Origin of the sequence: Nostoc sp. TCL240-02, assembly GCF_013343235.1 — a bacterium.
Classification (GTDB): Bacteria; Cyanobacteriota; Cyanobacteriia; order Cyanobacteriales; family Nostocaceae; genus Nostoc.
Genome location: NZ_CP040094.1, coordinates 7,295,340 through 7,316,342, shown reverse-complemented (window position 1 = coordinate 7,316,342; position 21,003 = coordinate 7,295,340). Strand labels below are relative to the sequence as shown.

Annotated in this window: 19 protein-coding genes; 5 read left to right on the top strand and 14 right to left on the bottom strand. The window is 39.9% G+C overall.

The window, feature by feature from the left end:
• Window positions 1-416 precede the first annotated feature (416 nt).
• A complete protein-coding gene (locus FBB35_RS31325) occupies window positions 417-2,633 on the bottom strand; it encodes an ATP-binding protein (protein WP_174712860.1) in 2,217 nt (738 codons plus the stop codon).
• Between the two features lie 543 nt (window positions 2,634-3,176).
• Here FBB35_RS31325 and FBB35_RS31320 point away from each other — a divergent pair.
• Window positions 3,177-4,103, top strand: coding sequence for a cobalamin-binding protein (locus tag FBB35_RS31320; protein ID WP_174712859.1), 927 nt, complete (start codon window positions 3,177-3,179; stop codon window positions 4,101-4,103).
• 136 nt (window positions 4,104-4,239) lie between these two features.
• Here the strand turns inward: FBB35_RS31320 and FBB35_RS31315 are convergent, their stop codons facing one another.
• The 3 genes from FBB35_RS31315 to FBB35_RS31305 all read right to left on the bottom strand — a co-directional run bounded on the left by FBB35_RS31315 (window position 4,240) and on the right by FBB35_RS31305 (window position 5,489).
• Window positions 4,240-4,542, bottom strand: a complete 303-nt coding sequence (locus FBB35_RS31315; RefSeq protein ID WP_012411060.1) for a TMEM165/GDT1 family protein — start codon at window positions 4,540-4,542, stop codon at window positions 4,240-4,242.
• A gap of 41 nt (window positions 4,543-4,583) precedes the next feature.
• Window positions 4,584-5,012, bottom strand: a complete 429-nt coding sequence (locus FBB35_RS31310; protein ID WP_174712858.1) for a TMEM165/GDT1 family protein — start codon at window positions 5,010-5,012, stop codon at window positions 4,584-4,586.
• A gap of 126 nt (window positions 5,013-5,138) precedes the next feature.
• Window positions 5,139-5,489, bottom strand: coding sequence for a YkgJ family cysteine cluster protein (locus FBB35_RS31305; RefSeq protein ID WP_174712857.1), 351 nt, complete (start codon window positions 5,487-5,489; stop codon window positions 5,139-5,141).
• 310 nt (window positions 5,490-5,799) lie between these two features.
• Here FBB35_RS31305 and FBB35_RS31300 point away from each other — a divergent pair, with 310 nt between their 5' ends.
• Window positions 5,800-5,943 (top strand): photosystem II reaction center protein Ycf12, encoded by a 144-nt coding sequence (locus tag FBB35_RS31300; RefSeq protein ID WP_114086065.1) that lies wholly within the window; start codon window positions 5,800-5,802, stop codon window positions 5,941-5,943.
• A gap of 163 nt (window positions 5,944-6,106) precedes the next feature.
• Here the strand turns inward: FBB35_RS31300 and FBB35_RS31295 are convergent, their stop codons facing one another.
• The 9 genes from FBB35_RS31295 to FBB35_RS31255 all read right to left on the bottom strand — a co-directional run bounded on the left by FBB35_RS31295 (window position 6,107) and on the right by FBB35_RS31255 (window position 14,585).
• Window positions 6,107-8,215, bottom strand: a complete 2,109-nt coding sequence (locus FBB35_RS31295; protein ID WP_174712856.1) for a DHH family phosphoesterase — start codon at window positions 8,213-8,215, stop codon at window positions 6,107-6,109.
• 83 nt (window positions 8,216-8,298) lie between these two features.
• Window positions 8,299-8,724, bottom strand: a complete 426-nt coding sequence (locus FBB35_RS31290; RefSeq protein WP_174712855.1) for a hypothetical protein — start codon at window positions 8,722-8,724, stop codon at window positions 8,299-8,301.
• 115 nt (window positions 8,725-8,839) lie between these two features.
• A complete protein-coding gene (locus FBB35_RS31285) occupies window positions 8,840-9,121 on the bottom strand; it encodes a type II toxin-antitoxin system RelE/ParE family toxin (protein WP_174712854.1) in 282 nt (93 codons plus the stop codon).
• Window positions 9,090-9,332, bottom strand: coding sequence for a hypothetical protein (locus FBB35_RS31280; RefSeq protein WP_254625743.1), 243 nt, complete (start codon window positions 9,330-9,332; stop codon window positions 9,090-9,092). The genes FBB35_RS31285 and FBB35_RS31280 overlap by 32 nt, the downstream gene beginning before the upstream one ends.
• Window positions 9,333-9,577: 245 nt before the next feature.
• On the bottom strand, window positions 9,578-10,408 hold the full coding sequence (gene pstB / locus FBB35_RS31275; protein WP_174712853.1) for a phosphate ABC transporter ATP-binding protein PstB: 831 nt from the start codon (window positions 10,406-10,408) through the stop codon (window positions 9,578-9,580).
• 51 nt (window positions 10,409-10,459) lie between these two features.
• On the bottom strand, window positions 10,460-11,359 hold the full coding sequence (gene pstA / locus FBB35_RS31270; RefSeq protein WP_174712852.1) for a phosphate ABC transporter permease PstA: 900 nt from the start codon (window positions 11,357-11,359) through the stop codon (window positions 10,460-10,462).
• A gap of 6 nt (window positions 11,360-11,365) precedes the next feature.
• Window positions 11,366-12,307, bottom strand: a complete 942-nt coding sequence (gene pstC, locus FBB35_RS31265; RefSeq protein WP_174712851.1) for a phosphate ABC transporter permease subunit PstC — start codon at window positions 12,305-12,307, stop codon at window positions 11,366-11,368.
• A 49-nt stretch (window positions 12,308-12,356) separates the two neighbouring features.
• Window positions 12,357-13,358, bottom strand: coding sequence for a PstS family phosphate ABC transporter substrate-binding protein (locus FBB35_RS31260; RefSeq protein WP_174712850.1), 1,002 nt, complete (start codon window positions 13,356-13,358; stop codon window positions 12,357-12,359).
• A gap of 69 nt (window positions 13,359-13,427) precedes the next feature.
• The gene (locus FBB35_RS31255; RefSeq protein ID WP_174712849.1) at window positions 13,428-14,585 is read right to left on the bottom strand and encodes a sulfate ABC transporter substrate-binding protein; all 1,158 of its coding nucleotides are present in this window, start codon (window positions 14,583-14,585) and stop codon (window positions 13,428-13,430) included.
• A gap of 644 nt (window positions 14,586-15,229) precedes the next feature.
• Between FBB35_RS31255 and FBB35_RS31250 the strand changes: the two genes are divergently transcribed.
• Window positions 15,230-17,074, top strand: coding sequence for a tetratricopeptide repeat protein (locus FBB35_RS31250; protein WP_174713840.1), 1,845 nt, complete (start codon window positions 15,230-15,232; stop codon window positions 17,072-17,074).
• 107 nt (window positions 17,075-17,181) lie between these two features.
• On the opposite strand, the gene FBB35_RS31245 is transcribed toward FBB35_RS31250, so the two are convergent.
• Window positions 17,182-18,363, bottom strand: a complete 1,182-nt coding sequence (locus FBB35_RS31245) for an FAD-dependent oxidoreductase (protein WP_254625742.1) — start codon at window positions 18,361-18,363, stop codon at window positions 17,182-17,184.
• A 3-nt stretch (window positions 18,364-18,366) separates the two neighbouring features.
• Between FBB35_RS31245 and FBB35_RS31240 the strand changes: the two genes are divergently transcribed.
• Complete coding sequence (locus FBB35_RS31240) at window positions 18,367-19,110, top strand: pentapeptide repeat-containing protein (RefSeq protein ID WP_174712847.1); 744 nt, start codon at window positions 18,367-18,369, stop codon at window positions 19,108-19,110.
• 382 nt (window positions 19,111-19,492) lie between these two features.
• Entirely contained in the window at window positions 19,493-20,968 is a 1,476-nt protein-coding gene (locus FBB35_RS31235; RefSeq protein WP_174712846.1) for a pentapeptide repeat-containing protein, read from the top strand.
• Window positions 20,969-21,003: the final 35 nt, after the last annotated feature.

Here is a 21,003-nt window from a genome sequence, read left to right as displayed (position 1 = left end):
TTTTTCTAAGCTAGTTCAGGTGAGATTCTAAGGCAAAATCTCACTATTCTAAGTATATTGTCATATATTCTAATTAGTTTATAATTTAACAACAGAAAGAGTTTGATGAGTAATTTATCTATAAAAGTTGCTGAGATTTCTCAAGATTTTCCTGCAATTAAAGCAATTAGACAAGTAGTTTTTTAAGATGAACAAAATGTATATCCTGCTTTAGGTATATCCTGCTTTAGAATTTGATGGCAAAGATGCAATATCTGAGCATTTGATTGCTTATTTAAATAAAAAAGCTGTTGGTACTGCCAGAATTAGATACTTGGAAGATCAAACTGCCAAGATAGAAAGGCTTGCAGTTTTATATCAGCATTCAACATTTCTGGAAATGACCTAACCAATAAACAAGAACCTTTATAGTAAAATTAGCTCAAATATCGCATCAGTAATGACTCTAGCTGGACTGTGCGGATTGGCTTAATCAGATAGTCATTAACACTACCTGGTAACTTGTTAATTTCTTTTTCTATAGGTTCGCTCAAGGTCATTATTACAATTGGCGTATCTTTCCAAGAAGGCTTTTGTCTAAGGAGGTTTAGCAAATTTAAGATACTAGTTTTTTTAGTTAGCTGGAAATCAAAAAAAACTAAATCTGGTTGGAGGTTTTGCACTTGTTTCAAAAAATCATTTTCATTATTTATCCACTTGACTTTATAGCCAATTGACTGAAGATAGTCTTGCAAAACTATTGCAGTTTTTTCCTCTTCTTCTATAAGTAAAATAGTTTTATTTTTGGGTATGTCTGAGGAGGAGGATAAAGTAAACTCTTCTCCCTCATCTCCCTGATATTCCTCATTTTTTTCATTGTCGACTGCTTTCGAAAGTACTGGATTTGGCAGAAACAAAGTGAACTGACTGCCTTCTCCTAATGTCGATGTAACAGTTAAATCTCCACCATGCAAACGCGCTAATTTGCGTGTTAAAGCTAAACCTAACCCAGTGCCTTCATACTGCCGATTTAATTGGCTATCAAGCTGTTTAAATGGTTCAAATAGAAATTGAAACTGATTTGGGTCTATACCAATTCCAGTATCTGAAACTGTAAAGGTTATTCCTTGAGGTACTTTTTTTACTACCAGCGATACATCACCGGCTGGAGTAAATTTAATGGCATTGGTGAGCAGATTGAGTAGCATTTGCTTGATGCGTCGCTCATCAGCAATACAAATATCCTCTTGTAGGTCAATTGTGTAAGTGAGTTTTAACCCCTTTTCTGAGGCGCGATCGCGCACTGTCCAAATGGCATAATTACATAAATCTGATACTGGTAAAGGTGACAGTAACAGTTCTTCTTTGCCTGCTTCTACCTTCGATAAATCAAGAATATCGTTAATCAGCGCCAGCAAATGCTCACCACTACTATATATACAACTTACATATTCGTTCTGCTTTTCATTGAGAGAGCCAACTACTTCTTGTTGCAGCAACTGTGATAAGCCCATAATCGCATTAAGAGGTGTTCGCAACTCGTGGCTCATGGTTGCTAAAAATTCACTTTTTGCCCGACTAGCAGCTTCTGCTGCTTCTTGAGAGGCACGTAGTTTCAATTCTGTTTCCTTGCGTTCAGTAATATCCTCAATCATCGCTAGAAAAAACTCAGGTTCACCATTGCTGTCTGGTATAACAGAAACAGAGATATGAGTCCAAACTAGGCTACCATCTTTATGTAAGCAGCGTCTTTCCATCTCAATACGATGTTTATCGACAGCCTGTTCTTCAAGTTCGGAGACTTGGAAGTCGAACCTTGAAGTTTTCCCTGAGTTTTTGCCAATTTCTGACACCAGTTGTTTGTAAAGTTTTAAATCCCCCTTTTGCGTGGAAATGTAATCTGTAAAGCGCTTGGCGTGTAGTTCTTCTCGGCTGTATCCTAAAATTTCGCACATTACCGGATTAGTATCGACTATCTGCGCTTTCATATCTATAAGTCCAATACCAATAGAAGAACGTTCAAAAATTGCCCGAAATTTCGCCTCACTCTGTCGCAGTGCTTCCTGTACCATGTTTCGCTCGCTTGCTTCTATAGCCAAAGTCACGAAATCTGCAATCGAGCCAGCAAAAGTTTCTTCTTCTAAAGTCCATTGACGAAGTTCACCTATATGTTCATGGCATACTACGCCTACTAAACGACCCTCTAGCCAAATGGGTGCATCCAATAGGGATGTGATGCCTAAAACACAAAGATAAGGCTCGGATAATTCTTGGGTTCTTATATCATTTCTGGCATCATTTGCGGTAATGGTACGTTCTTCTTCTAATGCCTGGAAATAAGCTGGATAATTTTCTTGTGAAAGCGAGTTACCAAAGCTATGCTCCTTAGTGTTTACATCATATAAATCGATGCATTCAATTTTTGAGCGTTCTTCATTATATAACCACACCCCAACTCGTTTGACTAAGAGGGTCTGAGCAGCAGTTTCTGTGATCTCTCTCAATACTGCATTAAGATTGCCTTGTTGAAATGTCTTGCTTCTTGCCAGTTGTACTAATGTCTGGCTTTGTTTTCGACTACTATTTTCTCTGATTTGTAAAGCCTCTTGGGACTGATTTTGCTCTGTAATATCTCTAGCTGACACCACCTGCATTACTTGACCTCAAGAAGAAATAATTTTGCCTTCCAGTTCTACGCAAAAAGTAGAACCGTCTTTGTATAACTACAATTACTTGGTATGGTTTTTCATAACCGGAAAGTATATTTTTTATAATCAAATTTTTCTGATTCTGGATAACGAGTTCCAAACTAGATTTTGCTAATCACTTTTATTACTTCATGCCAGTAATTTTTGCCAGGGGATAATTAGCATTTACAGGAAATCTACTATCAAGTAATTTCACTCAAATATTAAGTAGTACAGTGTTTTGATTTGGGAAGTAGGAAGTGGTGTAGTTTAATTACTTGAAAAGGGCTGTAAGCCAATTTGTTGGTTAGTGTTAATGTTAATTCATTTTTTTGGAACTGTACAAAATCAAGCTTGCTGAGGCAATGGGCATAAGCCCTAAGTTCTGGAGCAACTTCACAGATAATCGATATGATTACCAAAACACAGTTGATTCCCCTAGAGAAAGATACTTAATGACTAAAATTTTGAGAATATTAAGGTAATGCGAGCTTTTATGGAGGTGGAGCTATGACGGTTAGTAACGTGAGAATTGTTTCCCTAATTCCCGGTGGAACAGAGATTTTAGCGGCACTAGGATTGGTTAATGCTATTGTGGGGCGATCGCACGAATGCGATTATCCTCCAGAAATCCTCAATCGCCCCGTTTGTACTCAAGCACGCTTAGACTCCAATGCCTCCAGCAGCCAAATTAACGATGATGTAAATAATTTGTTACAATCTGCTCTCAGTATTTATGAAATAAAAATTGATGTTTTAGAGCGGTTGCAGCCTACTCACATTCTCACTCAAGACCAGTGTGATGTTTGTGCTGTCAGCTTACACGAAGTTGAAAAGGCAGTCGCCACACTCATTGACAGTAAACCGCAGATTATTTCTTTACAACCCAATATTCTCCAAGACGTTTGGGCTGATATTGAGCGAGTCAGCCACGCTTTTGAGGTAGATTCGGTAAAAGTCTTAGAAAACTTAGAAGCTCGTGTCAAAATTTGTCAGCAAAGAGTCCAAGGACTTTCTTTAAATGAACAGCCGACTGTTGCCTGTATTGAGTGGACTGATCCTTTAATGGTTGCCGCCAATTGGATTCCTGAATTAGTTAACTTGGCAGGAGGACAGTCTCTATTTTGTTATACAGGTCAGCCTTCTCCTATCTTGCCGTGGGAAACACTATTAACAACTAATCCAGATGTAATTGTTTTTATGCCTTGTGGCTTTGATTTAAATCGTACTCGCCAAGAAGCCAAATTATTAACTCAACGTCCAGAGTGGGAAAAACTACACGCTACGCAAGCTGGTAGGGTCTACATCACTGATGGCAATTCTTACTTTAATCGTCCAGGGCCACGACTGGTAGATTCTCTCGAAATTTTGGCTGAAATTTTGCATCCCGAAATTTTCCAATACGGCTACAAAGGAACGGCTTGGGAAGTTTTGTAAAGAAGAATTCAGAAGTTAGAATGGGCTAAACCTTAGCTATCCGCTAACAGGAGTCAGTATGAATTAAACTCCGGTGGCGTTTTAACACCATCCCTTCATGGGTAGGTCTTCTGAATTCTCTCTTCTGAGTCCTTTCTCATGGTGTTTCTTCAGAATCCGCCGATGGTTCATTGTTAAATAACAGCAGGCGTGCTGCAAGGATGGCAAATCCGATCGCAGCGATCGCTTTTAACAAACGTGTAGGTAATAATTCGGCTACTGCTCCCCCTGCTAATGCTCCTAACAGGCTTGTCAACAGCAATGCGCCTGCTGCACCAAAAAATACTGCACGCGGAGAATTAGAACGTCCTGAAAGTGCGATCGCTGCTAGCTGACTTTTGTCACCTAATTCTGATAAAAAAACTGTAATAAAGCTCAGTCCTAAAAGATGCCAATCCATATTATTAAGGGGAATTGGGAATTGGGAATTGGGAAGTTTTTCTAATGACTAATGACATCCCAAAATAGCATTAGGGAAATTACCAACAACATCACACCAGATGACTTTTCTATAGTTTTTGGGCTGAGTCGGCTAGCCATCCAACTACCTAAAAGCACACCTAATAAGCTGGTGGTTATTAGCGCCGCCGCCGATCCGATAAATACCACCCAAGGCGAATGAGATTCTGCACTCATTAATAGGGTTGATAGCTGAGTCTTATCTCCAATCTCTGCTAGAAAAATGGTTATAAAAGTTGTACCAAAAACTACTAACACTGATTGCTGCTTTTGAGGACTCTTGGCAACTACAGGCTGAACTGGCTGGGCGATCGCAGGAGTTAAGTTAAAATCAGTGCTGTCTCTCAGTTCTAGCTCGATCTCAGTCTGAGCTATGCCAGAAATCTCCAAAGGTGCAGAGTCAAGTTTCACAAGCAGTAGTTTTGGTTGCTAGGTTGTTTTCATATTTCTATCATATTCTCAGATTGTTGTAATAAATTGCAACTACATAAATGGAGACAAAAAATTATGGGGTGTTTTTGTGTCCTAAGATCCTCTTTACAGCCCAATAGCTTTATCGAAGCGTAGTATTTCTAAGCTGCGATCGCCGTATACTCCTTCTATTTGCTGGCGACAGCAGTCAATAGCAAAATCGTTGACTTCTTCAGGTTCAACCCCATACATATCTTGAAATACTTCTGATTCCACGCGGCAGAACCGAGGACGATCTGAGTAGATGCGACATTCTCGCGTGGTATGGTCGAAATTAACGCACCATCCATCTTTACCTACCATGCTGAGGTAGATTTCTAGTTCTGGTGGAGAGAGATACTCATCCAAATCGGGACGATCTGCTGGATCGAGATTACAGCAGGCTCCACATTGCTTTACACATTGCCAGGTTGCCATTTTGAATTAGGGAGTGGGGAATGGGGAATGGGGAATTGGGCATTGGGCATTGGGCATTGGAGACAAGGAAGAGGGGGGAGACAAGGGAGAAGCTTGAATAATTCTCCCCTTGTCCTCCCTGTCCCCCTGCTCCCTTCCCCCTGCCCCTCTGCCTCTTCTGCCCAATGCCCCTATTTTACGTTTTTATGTCTTTTCTTATAATTTTGTTAAGTAAATTAAATCCAACAGGCCATAGACAGATATGATCGATTGCGGGTTTTGTAATTAAGTTATTGAATTTTTTAAGACAATTGGGAGGAGAAAGGGAAAAATGTTTGACGCTGTATCTGACTTGTTTAACGCTTTTACCAGTATCAATTGGGAAGTTATTTTCCAATTGCTGTCAGTGGCGCTAATTGTGATTGCTGGCCCAGTAGTAATCTTTTTGTTGGCATTTCGCAACGGCAACCTATAAGATTTCTGAGTGCTGATTGAGAGTTAGGGGTGAGGAGCGATGCCCTGAGCCTGCCGAAGGGTTAGGAGTGAGAAATTAAATTTTATTCTCAACTCATAACTCATAACTCATAAATCAGCACTCACAGTGTCACAGTCAGAAGCAATAAGTTAATAAAGAACTCCTAACTTTTAACTGATAACGCTTGAAGTGCAGCCTGAATAATACTGTCATACTGTGGCTGAGAAATATCAACTTCTTTAGCGTTTTGACGATTAGTACCAAGTAAACCGATTATATGTCCTGGCTGCATGACTAACACCTTGCCTTCAGGATTTTTAATTCTTAATTCTGCTTCAATGCCGTTTTTATAGAAACCACAAGTATACTGTCGCTGATTGTACTCAAAGCTGGTACTTGACGAAATAGGTGGCGAAGCAAAAAATTGTTGAATCTGAATTGGTAATCTGGCACCGACTAACTCTAGCTCGATAGTGGTGTTACCGTTAAAATAATTTTCTCGCAGTTTGTAAGCTACATCCACTCGCGGCGGTAAGCGGAAGTAGTCGCCCCAACGCCAAGCGATCGCTTTAATTCTGTAATCCTGATTATCAATAGTTTGGGCAATTGTTAGTTTGATGTGACCCTTCCCAACGATTTTTTGCTCAACCACTTGAACATTAGCTGTCCAAAAAACTGGATCGGGGTTGTCCATACCGCAGGGATGTAGAGCATTAAGCTGTTGGTAAAGCTGCTGATTGATTTGATCGAGGTTGACTTCGGTATCAATTTTGAGCAGAGGCTTGAGATGCTGGGGTTCAAGACACTGGTTAGCAAACTCAATCAAACGCGATCGCAACACCTGTAAATTTTCTGCTGGTAGAGAAAATCCCCCGGCGGCTTTGTGTCCGCCAAATTTCCCTAGTAAATCGTGACAATATTCCAAAGCTTCAAACACATTAAACTCTGGAATTGAGCGTGCAGAACCGCGTATATGTTCCCCATCCTCATAAGTACCGATAAATACAGGAACACCGTAGCGTTCTACCAAGCGGGAGGCAACAATACCAATAACGCCGTGATGCCAATTGGGTTGAACAACAATTAATACACGGTCTTGTTGTAGAGATGTAACAAATTCTGATTCTACATAAGCGATCGCTTCTTGTTCAATTTGCTGACACATTTCCTGGCGAGAAGCGTTGATTTGTTCGCACTGCATTGCTCTTTCCAGCGCCACCCCCATATCATCTGTAGTCAACAATTCAATCACAGTCTGAGGATTACCGATTCGACCGATAGCATTAATTCTTGGCCCCAGACGAAAACCAATATCTTCAGGCTTGAGCGATTTGGGACTGGGGACTGGGGACTGAAGTTTTTCCTTATCTCCCCCTGCTCCCCCTGCTCCCTCTGCTCTCTCCTCTCCCCTCGCCTGTACACCACCCACCTGAATCAACGCTTGTATCCCAGCTAAGTTGGATTTGGGTAAATGCTGTAAACCACGTTTCACCCAACGGCGATTCACGCCAGTTAAAGGAGCTAAATCTGCGATCGTTCCTAGTGTAAACAGTGCTAGCATCGGCTGGATCAATCCCTTAGTCTCGCCTAGCTGTTGTGCTAAAGACACTGCCAAAATATAGGCAACACCAACACCCGCAACACCCCTATAGGGTGATGATTCGGCTATTAGTTTAGGGTTGAGGATAGCATTAGCTGGCGGTAATTTTTGGGGGATATCGTGGTGATCGGTGATAATCACTGCTAGACCAAGTTCTCTAGCTCTGGCAACTGGTTCAAACGCAGATATACCATTATCGACAGTGAGAATTAATCCCACGCCTTCGCTGTGGAATTCTTCAACTATGCGTTTATTAATACCATAGCCTTCGTGCATCCGGCTGGGAATAGCATAATCTACCTGTGCGCCTAAAGTGCGGAGACTACGTAAAAGTAGAGCCGTGCTGGTCATCCCATCAGCATCGTAGTCACCACAAATAGCAATTTTTGTTTGAGAAGCGATCGCATTTTGCAACAACTCCAAACTAATCGCCAAATCTGGAAAATCTTCTAACGGCGAAGGTAAAACTAAAGACTCTGGATTTAAAAATGCTTGTGCCTGTTCTGGTGTTTCGATACCCCGATTAATTAGTAACTGGCTGATAATCGCTGAAACATTGATCAAAACCGCCAGTTTTTGGGCAAATTCTGGTTTTTGTGGATAAATTTGCCAGCGCTGATTAGGTAAGCGCCTGCTAGGTTTTGATAGCTCAGATACAGGTCGGTCTAGCACAATAAAAGTTAGAATTTACTTAGTTATGAGTGTTGAATTGAAAGTTGTTTCTTAACTCATAACTAATAACATTAATTTGCTATCTAAAACACGTTTATTCTACCATCATCCATAATATACAAAGAGCGATCGCCAGGAGAGCGCCAAGTTGGACGGAGTTCAAGGCGCAATGTGCCAAAGTTAGGTTTCGAGACTATTGCTTGTAGTGATAAACCTTTTTCGCTCCAAAATATCAGAGATGTATTTGGCTCCGTACCCTCTATTTGTTCTAAACTTAGTTTTTGCCCTGGACTCAAGGTCATTGCATCAGTCCCAGAGGGTTTTTGGATTTTAATTATGTTATGCGTGCTATTTATCACTTCAACTCGGATGTGTTGCCCAGGTGTAAACTGAATTGGATGCGATCCACACTTAGAAGCACAAGTTCGAGCTAAGGTAGCACTGGGATTATTGATTGATGCTACTAAAACGGTAGCTGCAACTAAAGCAAATGACAGAGGCTTAAACATAATACACAGTATAAGTACTAAACTGAAATATTACTTCAATCTAGTACTATCAAGCCTCAGTATATTTTGCAGAATTACTTTGCTAATTTCCAGTTATTAAATTACTAATTAGGCATTATTTATTATAAACATCTCCTCTTGCACCAATGGCGTAAATCTCGATGTCTTTAGAATCAATATCTACTGTAAAAATAATTCTGTTTTTACCTATACGTAGTCTGTAAAATCCCTCCCAATCACCTTTCATTTTTTTGATATCTAGTTCTGTAAATGGGATAATGCCTTGGTTCTCGACAGCAATAACAATTTGGTTTATTTGCTCCCGAATATTTTCGACATCTTCAGGATTTGCTTTTTCTAAAAATTTAATCGCTTTTTTGCGAAATTTTATTGCCATATCTTACCCAATCGGTCATATCAATTACTTCATCCTCAGTATCATCTGAAGGTACACCAAATTCGGCTTCAAGTTCGCGTTGCTCATTATCACTTATGTAAGGAATCAGAATTTGGCAGAGGCGAAGTCTTTCTTCTTGCAGAACTTCACGCATAGTTTCTTTAATCAATGCTTTTAATTCTTGAATTTCCACTGTATGCCTTTTATCCATAGTTATATATGTATATATATTACCTAGTCTCAGCTTGTAGTGGAGGGGGAATTTGTACGAAAATAGCGACTACAAAAGTTGGGGGATTGTTTTACCGGTATAAATTTCAGTAGACAGAAGGATTTTTAAGGGGGCGTTGAGCTGACTAGATTTAGATGAAAGGGAAAGGGTTAAAGAGTAAAGGAATAATAGTCTCTCACAACTGAACTTGGCTTTTACCTTTCCCCTTGTGTTGTCATATCTTTTTAACCGAAGCGTCCACTGATATAGTCTTCAGCTTCTTTAGTTTGAGGAGAACTGAACATCTGGGCTGTCGGATTAAACTCAACTAATTTTCCGCGACGTTTGCCATATTCGTCAATTTCTGTATTGAAGAAAGCCGTGAAATCAGCCACTCTAGAAGCTTGCTGCATATTGTGTGTCACCATAATGATGGTGTATTGCTGCTTCAGTTCTAAGCAGAGTTCTTCTACTTGGCGGCTAGAAATTGGGTCGAGAGCAGAACATGGTTCATCCATCAATAATACATCTGGCTTCATTGCGATCGCACGAGCTATGCAAAGTCGTTGCTGTTGTCCGCCAGATAATGCAGTACCCTTCTCTTTGAGTTTGTCTTTAACTTCATCCCAGATAGCAGCACGTCTGAGGGAATCTTCCACCAATTCATCAATGTTACCTTTGTAACCGTTAGAACGTGGCCCAAAAGAAATATTTTCGTAGATTGACTTGGGGAAAGGATTCGGTCTTTGAAAAACCATTCCGACTTGGCGGCGTAATTTTACAGAGTTTATCTTAGGATCGTAAATATTGCGATCGCGGTAATTCAGTCTACCTTCAACCTTAGCTCCAGGGATTAAATCATTCATTCGATTGAAGCAACGCAGTAAGGTACTTTTACCACATCCTGAAGGCCCAATAAAAGCAATAATTTGTTTTTCAGGAATCTTAAGATAGACATCTAAAAGTGCCAGAAATCCGCCATAAAAAACCTTCACACCTTCAACATTGAATACGCTCTTTTCATAGTCGATTGTGGCACTATCTGATTGACTTCTACTATTATTGCTATAAGTCATTTTTCGGATCTCCTAATATTCGTGAATGTATCCAATTAGATATTTAATTAGCTAACGTATTGAGAAGCGTTGTCTAATATAAATTGCTACACCATTTAAAACTAAAATCAGAAGTAACAACGCAATAATTGTTGCTGCTGCTGCATCAGCAAAACCCGGTTCAGGACGAGTGATGTAACTGTAAATTTGAATGGGTAATGCCATAAATCTCTGAAACAAACCGGGATCAAAAGTGAGAAAACCCACAGCACCGACAACAATTAGAGAGGCTGCATCACCAATAGCGCGGGATACTGAGATAATCACCCCTGTCAAAATACCGGGAATAGCATAAGGTAAAACATGACTGCTGATAGTGCGCCATTTTGTAACACCTAATCCGTAAGAAGCATTTCTCAGGGAATCTGGGACAGCGCGAATTGCTTCTCTAGAGGTGACAATAATTACTGGTAAAGACAGCAAAGATAAAGTCAATGCACCAGAAATCAAAGCGGGGCCAAACCTAAGTAAATAATTGAAAACTCCTAAACCCAGCAATCCATAGACAATAGAAGGTACACCCGCCAGATTACTGATATTAATCTCAATAATTGCTGTCCACCAAGCTTTCGGTGCATACTCTTCTAGATATAAAGCTGCTCCTACACCAATTGGTACAGTAACCAAAATTACAACAGTTCCTAAAAGAACACTGCTGATAATTGCAGGACGAATACCACCTTGGTCAGGAAAACGAGAAGGAGTTTCTGTGAGAAAACCGGGTGTTAAAAATCTGCCTAATCCATCTCGAAAAATGTCAAAAAGTAGCAATGCTAGGATAAATAAACCAATTAATAATCCTAATAGAAAAAGTACTTCAAATACTTTTCCTAATGTCTCCCTACTTTCAACATTATCTGTAAATTCTGCCGTCGAATCTAGAGAATCGTCTTGTTGGTAACTTGTAGCCATACTTAGTTAATCGTATTTTTCTTTAAAGCGATTTGCAATCCAGTAACTAACAATATTCAAAGCTAGGGTAATTATAAACAGAACAGCACCTACAGCATATAAAGTCTTGAAATTGAGACTACCACGTGGGCTATCTCCACCAGAAATTTGTGCCATATAAGCTGTCATTGTTTCTATTGATTCCGCAAAATTAACAGTCAGCTTTGGCTGTAGTCCGGCGGCAATTAGGACAGTCATTGTTTCACCCACAGCGCGAGAAATACCCAATATAATTGAAGCGATGATTCCAGAAAGCGCGGCTGGTAGAACTACTTTAAAAATGGTTTCTAGTTTAGTGATACCTAAAGCATAAGATCCTTCTCGCAAAGAGCGTGGAACTGCTTTAATAGCATCTAAGCTGATAGAACCAACAGTAGGAGTAATCATTACCCCCATCATTAACCCTGCACTTAAAGCATTGAATATTTCCAGAGGGATAATATACCGCAACAATGGTGTGACAAACAACAGTGCAAAGTAACCATAGACTACTGTTGGTATTCCTGCCAAAAGTTCTACTGCTGGACGTAAAACTGCTGCCACTTTTGGTTGAGCATACTCACTTAAATAAATGGCCGAAGATAAACCCAAAGGAATAGCAACTGCCATTGCAATAGCTGTAGTCAAAAAAGTGCCATTAATCAAGGGCCAAACGCCAAAATGTCTATCTGCAAATAGAGGTGTCCATTTAGTATCAAGAAAAAATTCGGCAAATGAAACTTCTTGGAAAAAACCAAATGTCTCTTGAAAGATAATTACGACAATCCCAAAGGTAGTCAAAACAGAAACTAAAGCACAAGCAAATAAAATTATTGCAACAATCTTTTCAGAGATATCTTCAGATGGATTTTTATCTAGTGACTGTCTAGATAGTAAATAAGGATCGTTTTGAGAATTTAAATTTTGCATAAACAGTTAAATTTGAACTCTACTCCGACTACAATAACTGCAACTTTATTTAAATAAAGTTTGTGATTGGTTCACCTGGTTTTGCTTTTTTAAACTTTGTCCCAGTTTCACCCGTAGCAAATTTTTGTTTAACTTTGACGTAAGCTTCATCGGGTAGTGCCACATAACCAACACTATCTACCCACTTCCAAGAATTTTCTAGATAAAAGTCTACAAATTCTTTGACTGCTGGCTTGGTATCTAAAGACTTTTTACTAACATAAATAAACAGGGGACGAGACAAAGGTGTGTAAATATTTTTGATGACATTATCCACCGGCACTGGTTTTTCACACTTCCCTGTAGGACTTTCTACAGCGACCAGATTGAGTTTTTCTTGGTTTTGAATGTAGTAAGATATCCCAACATAACCTAAGGCTGATACATCACCTGATACACCTTGCACTAGAAGGTTTTGATTATGGCTGGGAGTGTAATCTGTACGGCCATTCTTGGCTTTGCCTGTAACAGCTTGAGTCATATAATCAAAGGTTCCAGTATCGGAAGCTGGAGCATACAACTTCAGCTTTTGGTTAGGAAATTTGGGATTAACTTGATTCCAAGTTAAGATTTTTCCGTCTGATTTAGCACCCCAAATCTTGCCTAGTTCCTTAATAGTTAGACATTTGGCGAAGTTATTTTGACGGTTAGCAATCACAGCGATACCATCTAAACCTATAGGCAACTCGACGAAATCAATGTTCTTACTTTTGCATTTTTTTATTTCTTCATCTCGAATGGTACGAGAAGCACCGGCAATATCAATATCACCATTACAAAATTTACTGAAACCACCACCAGTCCCACTTGAAGCAACGCTAACTTTCGCTTCAGGTTTAACTTTACCGTATTCTTCTGCAACTGCTAAAGAAACAGGGAAACCTACAGCCGCACCATCAATACTCACTTGACTTTTTAATTCCTGTCCGCTATTGCAAGCAGTGATACTGCTGGTAATCAGCATTAAAAAGGTGAGTGAAAAGCCATTTTTCAATCGGCTATGAAAACTCATAAATTATCAATTGAGGTAAAGTGATTGAGAATTATTTATATTTGGCTAGCTGCTAGAAAAATATAGATATTATGCTTTGCTGGCAGCTTTAACTTTGTCAAAAATTGCCCCATCGCCAAAAAACTTTTTCTGGATAATATCCCAACCGCCTAAATCTTGAGATGTAAATAAAGTTTCAATTGGCTGATATTGAGATGCTACTTCTTGCGTGACAGTGGGGTTAACAGGACGATATTGTAATTTAGCAAATTCTCGTTGAGCTTCTGTAGAGTAAAGAAAATCAACAAATGCTTGTGCAACTTCCCTTGTACCGTGTTTCTCTACGTTTTTATCAACTATGGCTACAGGATTATCAATGGAAATATTGACTTTGGGTACAATATAAGGCAACTTATTTCCATTTTTACCTGCTAAAATTACCTCATTCTCGTAGTTAATTAAGACATCACCCTGATTTTTTTGAAAAAATAAATCGCTAGCTTCACGGGCATCTTTCGTCAAAATGGGAGTATTTTTATAAACTTTAGTGACGTAATCTAATGCTGTGGCTTCGTCACCTCCGTTTAGAGTTACCGAACCCCAAAAAGCTAAGAATTCCCAGATAGCAATACCAGAAGTTTTTGGGTTTGCCGCAATCACTTTCACACCATCTTTTGCTAAGTCAGCCCAAGTATTTATACCTTTGGGATTACCTTCACGGGTAACGATCGCAGCAACCGATCTACTCACAATACCACTTCTAGGAGCTTTGGTTTCCCAACCTGATTTTATCAAACCTGCAAGAGCAATTTTGCTGACATCCAGAGGAAGTGCCAAATGTACTATGTCTGCTTCTTGAGAACCAGCAATGACAGCAGCAGTTTGAGAGCCAGAACCACCATAACTTTGCTCAAATGTGACATTTTGGTTATGTTCTTGCTTCCACTTTTGGACAAATTTGGGGATTATCTGGTCATGAGCCGCTTTGGTGACAGAAAAAGATACAAGTTTTAATTTAACATCATTTTTGCTAGCTGAACTGCTTCCAGAGCAGGAGGCAACTGTTATACTCAAGAAAGCACCTACTAGAAACAGACTCACAAAGCTTTGTAGAGTGTGTCTATTTAACCAATTCCTAATTGTGTCTTTATATGAGAGTTTTATAGTCTGTAATGCTTTCATGGCATAAGACTGCATTCTCTCAGTTAGCAATTTACTGAAATGTGTCGTTTGTTGCGACTCGCTCATCAGAATTCACCCCTAAATCTACGGTATTTCTAAGCAGATACCGTATTAGAGATTATAGGGTATATAGAATAATATTTATCATTTGGATTCAATTTTTTTTGCAAGTAGCAAAAGTAGGGTTTCAACTCTGCGTTTTACTAAACTCCAAAAAGCTGATTTGTCTACAGACGGCATACATTATTTTTGTATAGAATTGCTACAAAAATTTGTTGCTAAGAATTCCTAAAAGCCAAAAAAGTTTCTCCTTTTTATCCGTAAAAGACCTCTCCCTGGTTTTACTACGCAAAACCTGTCCCTCTCCGCCTCGGAGAGGGACAGAATTGAACCTTAATTTAAGACAGGGAGAGATTCGTCACACTTACGTAATATCAGTTCAGTTGGTGGCTGAGGTAACTCTAAAAAATCGATATAATTCGTAAGATTAATATAAGTATCTTCACTAGTAATGAAGTCGTATACTCTATTCGTATTGTTACAACCAGCTTAGGATAGACTAAAAGCAATTTTTGCGAACAATGGTAGAAAAAATCACAGCTGTGTTTAACTGATTGCTGATGAGCATTTTCAACAAGCAGGTTTTCGAGCATTACTACGAGAAAACTTGCCTTAAGCTAGGGAATGTCGAAATCCCAGAAAATTATTATATGAATGTTGAAGAATTCTTAAACCAAGGATTGAACCACAGTTTGCAAGGCGATTATCAAGGAGCGATGCCTGCGGCAACCCCAGAGGGGTACGCAGCTTACACCCAGGCAATCAAGCTCAACCCTAACTTTGCTGAAGCTTACCATAATCGAGGAATTATTCTCACCGATAAACTTAAAGATTATCGTAGTGCGATCGCAGATTTTAATCGGGCTATAGAAATCAATCCTAATTTTGCCACAGCCTACTATCACCGGGGTAATGCACGTTACTTTTTAGGCGATTATCAAGGAGCCATCGCAGATTATAACCAAGCATTAGAAATCGATCCAAACCTCGCCCAATCTTACCACAGCCGGGGTAATGCTTACTTTGCCTTAGAAAAATACGACAAAGCGATCGCTGACTATATCCAAACAATAGAAACTAGCACCCAGTTAGCTGATAATATCAATATTGATATTGCCAATGCTTATCATAATCTGGGTGTAGTTTGTTTTGAACAAGGTGATCATCAAGGAGCAATCGCAGATTTTCAACAAGCTTTACAGTGGTATCCCAATTTTGCCGCAGCATACAGCAATCGGGGTAATATTCACCATATCTTAGGAAATTTCAAGGAAGCGATCACCGATCATGACCGAGCATTACAATTAGATCCGAAGTTGGCGGAGGCTTATCATAATCGAGGTAATGCCTACTACTCTTTAGCAGAGTATCAAAGTGCGATCGCAGATTACAACCGCGCCCTAGAAATTAATCCCAGGTTTGCTGGAGGATATTACAACCGGGGTTTGGTTCTAGCTCATCTCAAAGAATATCACCGAGCAATTGAGGATTTTAACCAAGCGCTAAAGTTCAATCCTGATGATGTGCAAGCTTATTGTGAACGGGGTCTTGTCCGTAGTACCCTTGAAGACTATGAGGGTGCGATCGCAGATTATGACCAAGCGTTACAAGAAAATCCGACTCTGGCTTTAGTATATGGCTTTCGGGCCAATGCTCTGCGCCGGCTGGGAGACTATCAAAGCGCAATTGAAGATAGCAATCGGTTATTACAACTCAATCCTAGTTTAGCTGAAGGATATTGCGATCGCGCGGCGGCTCGTCGTTCTTTAGGAGATCATAAAGGAGCAATTAAAGATTACGATCGGGCATTACAGATTAATGATAAATTAGCCGCAGCTTATTATGGTAGGGGGATTGCCCGTGAAGCTCTGCAAGATTTACAGGGAGCAATTGATGATAATACCCAAGCGATAGAGTTGGTTCCTGAATTTTCGCAAGCGTATTGTAATAGAGGAAACACTCGTCGTCTTTTAGGGGATGAACAAGGAGCGATCGCAGATTATAATCAAGCATTAAAAATTAATCCTGATTTAATTGAAGCATATTACAACCGAGGTTCTACCCATTATGCTTTAGAAGAATACGAAAGTGCGATCGCAGATTACACCCAAGCTTTACAAATAAATCCTCAATCTGCTGCATTTTACAGCGATCGCGCTAATGCTCGCTATGCTCTAGAAGATTATCAAGGAGCAATCGAAGATTACAGTCGGGCGATCGCGATCGACTCCAGCTTTGCTGAAGACTGGTACAATCGGGGTCGTAGTCGTTCTCTATTGGGAGATTTACAGAGAGCGCTCACAGACTTAAACCAAGCCTTACAACTTCAGCCTCATTGGGCTTCAGCTTACATCCTGCGAGCAGATGTCTACCAAAATCTAGGTGATTCTCAAGGAGCAATTACGGATTTCCAAAAATCCGCAGATTTGTATTACCAAGAGGGAAATGTTCACTATTATCAACAAATTATGGAGCTAATTGAGCAGATTCAATAAAGGTATTGGGTATTGGGTATTGGGTATTCGGCATTCTCCTTGTCCCAGTCCCCAGTCCCCAGTCCCCAGTCCCCAGTCCCCAGTCCCCAGTCCCCAGTCCCCAGTCCCTACTCCCTTATTGATTCAAAATAAAAGCGTTCCATGAAGTGCCTGTCAATGCAATCTTTGTAATGCCACAGGAGTTTATGAGGTGGTAAGGTGATGATGCCTTTGGTTAAGATCGCTCTTTCATCTCCTGTACCAATTAGACTTAAATATTGTTTCTGCGGCTTATAGGGTTTGAGTGACTTACCTAATATAATTCGCTGCAAATTCTCAAATAAAGGTTTACCTTGTCTAACAGCAAACACCCCAGCTTTCGGACGCGGATTATTTACCATTGTGGCGATGTCACCAGATGCAAATACCTGCGGGTGCGTTTGAGATTGTAACGTGTCTTCTACCAGAATAAAACCTTGCTTATCAGTTCCTAATCCCGCAATTTTTAACCATTCAGGTGCTGAAGCTTGTGTCACCCAAAAAATTTTATTACACTCTACTCTCAAACCAGAGTCGCACTTAATCTCAAATGTTTCTCTAGTTTCATTGGAGTTTTTGGGTGCGATATTACACACATTTTCTCCAAGATGTAGCTTAATACCCCGTTGGGTAAGAATTTGCTGAAGTTGATGCCGTACTGATTGATGATAATTGGGCATCAGTTGTATGTTACGTTGAAATAAATGAATTTCCAGATTTTCAATTGGTTGTTGATTTTGATGGAAAATCTGATGTAAATGAGATTGCATCGCCAATGCCAATTCTACACCGCCAGCACCTCCACCTGCGATCGCGATACAAATTAATTCTTGAGGATTTTTACCTACAGTTGCAACTAGTTCATACCAATGTTCTAATAGCTGAGATACTGGTTTAGCTGCGATCGTATATTCTGCTGCTCCTGATACAGACACTCTGGCCGGAGTGCTGCCAATATCAATAGACAGCACATCAAAATCTACCGCCAATCCGTTAGCACAGAGAACTTTGTTGTTTTCCAAGTCTAGGGCAACTACTCTGTCAATATACAAATTTGCTTGAGCAAAGTTAGCCAATGGTTTCAAATCAATATGACATTCATCATGGGTGTAAAATCCAGCAATGTGTCCTGGTAACATTCCAGAGTAGGCTGTCTTTTGATTTGCAGTAATCAACGTCAAACGCACTCCGGGTAACGGCTTTATTCCAAACATTTTCAGGGCAATTGCATGGCTGTGACCGCCACCAATTAGCACTAAGTTTTTAACCATAGTATGTTGACAGTAATCATTAATTATTTTCATGCTGTAAAAGATATTTCATCAATCAATAACAGTCAATTAGCGAAAATATGTCTGGGGATACACGCTTTCCAAGAAAAAATTAACCAAACTCAGCATAAGTCCCCAAAAAAGCATTTAAGAATAGCAATTGAACAACTAGAAAATAACACAATAGAAAACAAGTTAGCTGTAATTAATGATTTAGAGCAAATTGCCACAAATCATCCACAGTACCACTGGGTAATTATGAACATTTTTACTACTTTTATCCGAAAAAATACTCTTTACATACCTCAAGAAGAAGTAACGATTAATCTGTTAGAAAAATTTCGTCTAGATATTCAAGTAGCCCTTACCGTTATCGCTAAAAGAGATATAAATAAAGACCCAGAAAATGAGCAGCTTGATTTGAGTTATATCGATATGAGAGGAGCAAACCTGAATAAGGCGAATCTACAACAGACAAACCTTTATCAAGCTAATCTTGCTGGGGCAAACCTCACAGAAGCTAATCTTGCAGGAGCAATTCTCAGTGCGGCTAACCTCGAAGGTGCTAACTTATATTTAGCTAACCTAGAAGGGGCAATTCTTAGTGCAGCAAACCTAAAAGGAGCTAACTTAAAAGGGGCTAACCTGCATTGTGCAAGCTTATATCTAGCTGATTTATATGGGGCAATTCTCAATGATGCCATACTTGATGGAGCAAACTTTAGAGAAGCTAAATTATCTGATTGACATCCTCACCGACCTAAAGGCGCTCTTAAGAAGGAGTAATGAGTAATAAGTAAATACCCATTTTTCATCCACTCATTACTCATTACTCCTTACTCCTTGACGAGTTACTTTAAAGCATTGCGTGAAGCACGGGGCTTTAGACCCAATTCTTTGGTAAAACACCAGTCCTGCAAGGCGAAAGTTAAAATTAAAAAGTTTATAGGGTAAGATTTTCACCAATTTTCAGTAATTGTTCAATTTTCGCCCTAATCTACTAGTATATTCGATATTATTACCTAGTTAAAGAGGTCTTCTGACACCTATTATAATTTTCTGCTAAATGCTATACTATTTTTTCCAAACATCTAAGTAATAATTCTAGGTTGTAAGGAAAATCTTTACCATGTCTTCTAAAAAGACAGACACTCTGTTGAATTGGTTGATAACTATAACAGTTATATTTGGCTGCTCATTGATTGTAATTTTCTTTGCTTTATCCAGTATTAAAGAATTGTCAATTCAGGAAAAAATTCAGTATAGAAACCAAGCTTTAACAACTACTGCAATAGTTTTTCTGGCATCGGCGGCAATGTTTAATACCTATTACGCAGCAAAGCGGGCCCAAGCGATGCAGAAAAATGCGATCGCAGCTGAGAAAAACCTAGAAATTGGCCTTCAAAATGCCAAACTCAATCAAGATAGATTGATTTCAGAACGCTTTATGGGGGCAATTGCCCAGCTTGGTCATGATAAAGTTGAAACCCGAACAGGTGCAATTTATGCCTTAGAAAGAGTTGCTCAGGATTTTCCTAAAGAACACTGGACAATCATGGAAATCCTCACTGCCTTTGTGCGAGAAAATGCACCTATCCAGCAAATGAAGGTTGAGCAACAAAAGCCGGAATATTCACCAGATGCTTATTCAGGTAGGCGTAGAGGTGGGCCGCGTCCGACACAGCAGTTAGAGCAAAACCTCCATGAAGAATTTCCAATAATCCGCACTGATATTCAAGCAGCCCTAACTGTTATCGGCAGGCGTAATTTACTCGAAGATCCAAAAGATCAGAAACTTGATTTACGTCATATCGACATCAGACGAGCAGACCTGCTAGGAGTTAACCTGCAACAAGCAGATTTACGTGGGTCTGACCTGAGTGGGTCTGACCTGCGTGGAGCCGACTTGAGTGAGGCTGACCTGAACGGCGCTAAACTCATTAGGTCTATTCTCTATGAAACCAAATTACTAAAAGCCAGCCTCTGTGGAGCTAATCTATGTTGGGCTAATCTGAATCGTGCTAATTTCTCAGGGGCTAACCTGCGTTCAGCCAACCTTTCTGGAGCAAGTCTGCGTGTAGCGAATCTCCAAGGAGCAAACCTCTATAAAGCCAACTTACAACAAGCAACTTTGAAAGTCGCCAATTTATCTGGAGCAAAGCTGTTTTTAGCTAACTTGCAAGGTGCAAAACTGGGTAAAGCCAACCTAAATTTAACGGGTTTGATTGGTGCTAACCTTTCAGGGGCTAACCTGAATGGAGCTAATCTTTCAGGGGCTAATTTGAATGCAGCCAAACTCTACCAAACAGAAGTCTATTTTGCCAATCTCTCAGAAGCTAGTTTAACGGAAGCTGACCTGCATCAGGCAAACCTGATTGGAGCCAACCTGCATAGAGCAACCTTTTATCAAGCTAACCTGACTCAGGCAAACCTGATGGGAGCTAACTTTTTAGAAGCTGACCTCAGTGATGTCAAACTGGAAGGGACAATTTTAACAGGGGCTAAAAACTTAGAGTTGCATCAGATTAGAAAGGCACTTGGCGATCGCACTACTCGTCTACCTGATTATATAGAAGCACCGATAGATTGGCGGCAATCAGGTTGAGTTAACGCAACATCAGTTAGTTATTTGGGCGCATT

What these genes read in the sequence shown, in the direction of transcription:
- FBB35_RS31325 (WP_174712860.1), bottom strand. Translation starts at nt 2,633, where the DNA reads ATGCAGGTGGTGTCAGCTAGAGATATTACAGAGCAAAATCAGTCCCAA.
- FBB35_RS31320 (WP_174712859.1), top strand. Translation starts at nt 3,177, where the DNA reads ATGACGGTTAGTAACGTGAGAATTGTTTCCCTAATTCCCGGTGGAACA.
- FBB35_RS31315 (WP_012411060.1), bottom strand. Translation starts at nt 4,542, where the DNA reads ATGGATTGGCATCTTTTAGGACTGAGCTTTATTACAGTTTTTTTATCA.
- FBB35_RS31305 (WP_174712857.1), bottom strand. Translation starts at nt 5,489, where the DNA reads ATGGCAACCTGGCAATGTGTAAAGCAATGTGGAGCCTGCTGTAATCTC.
- FBB35_RS31300 (WP_114086065.1), top strand. Translation starts at nt 5,800, where the DNA reads ATGTTTGACGCTGTATCTGACTTGTTTAACGCTTTTACCAGTATCAAT.
- FBB35_RS31290 (WP_174712855.1), bottom strand. Translation starts at nt 8,724, where the DNA reads ATGTTTAAGCCTCTGTCATTTGCTTTAGTTGCAGCTACCGTTTTAGTA.
- FBB35_RS31285 (WP_174712854.1), bottom strand. Translation starts at nt 9,121, where the DNA reads ATGGCAATAAAATTTCGCAAAAAAGCGATTAAATTTTTAGAAAAAGCA.
- FBB35_RS31280 (WP_254625743.1), bottom strand. Translation starts at nt 9,332, where the DNA reads ATGGATAAAAGGCATACAGTGGAAATTCAAGAATTAAAAGCATTGATT.
- pstB (WP_174712853.1), bottom strand. Translation starts at nt 10,408, where the DNA reads ATGACTTATAGCAATAATAGTAGAAGTCAATCAGATAGTGCCACAATC.
- pstA (WP_174712852.1), bottom strand. Translation starts at nt 11,359, where the DNA reads ATGGCTACAAGTTACCAACAAGACGATTCTCTAGATTCGACGGCAGAA.
- pstC (WP_174712851.1), bottom strand. Translation starts at nt 12,307, where the DNA reads ATGCAAAATTTAAATTCTCAAAACGATCCTTATTTACTATCTAGACAG.
- FBB35_RS31260 (WP_174712850.1), bottom strand. Translation starts at nt 13,358, where the DNA reads ATGAGTTTTCATAGCCGATTGAAAAATGGCTTTTCACTCACCTTTTTA.
- FBB35_RS31255 (WP_174712849.1), bottom strand. Translation starts at nt 14,585, where the DNA reads ATGAGCGAGTCGCAACAAACGACACATTTCAGTAAATTGCTAACTGAG.
- FBB35_RS31250 (WP_174713840.1), top strand. Translation starts at nt 15,230, where the DNA reads ATGAATGTTGAAGAATTCTTAAACCAAGGATTGAACCACAGTTTGCAA.
- FBB35_RS31245 (WP_254625742.1), bottom strand. Translation starts at nt 18,363, where the DNA reads ATGGTTAAAAACTTAGTGCTAATTGGTGGCGGTCACAGCCATGCAATT.
- FBB35_RS31240 (WP_174712847.1), top strand. Translation starts at nt 18,367, where the DNA reads ATGTTGACAGTAATCATTAATTATTTTCATGCTGTAAAAGATATTTCA.
- FBB35_RS31235 (WP_174712846.1), top strand. Translation starts at nt 19,493, where the DNA reads ATGTCTTCTAAAAAGACAGACACTCTGTTGAATTGGTTGATAACTATA.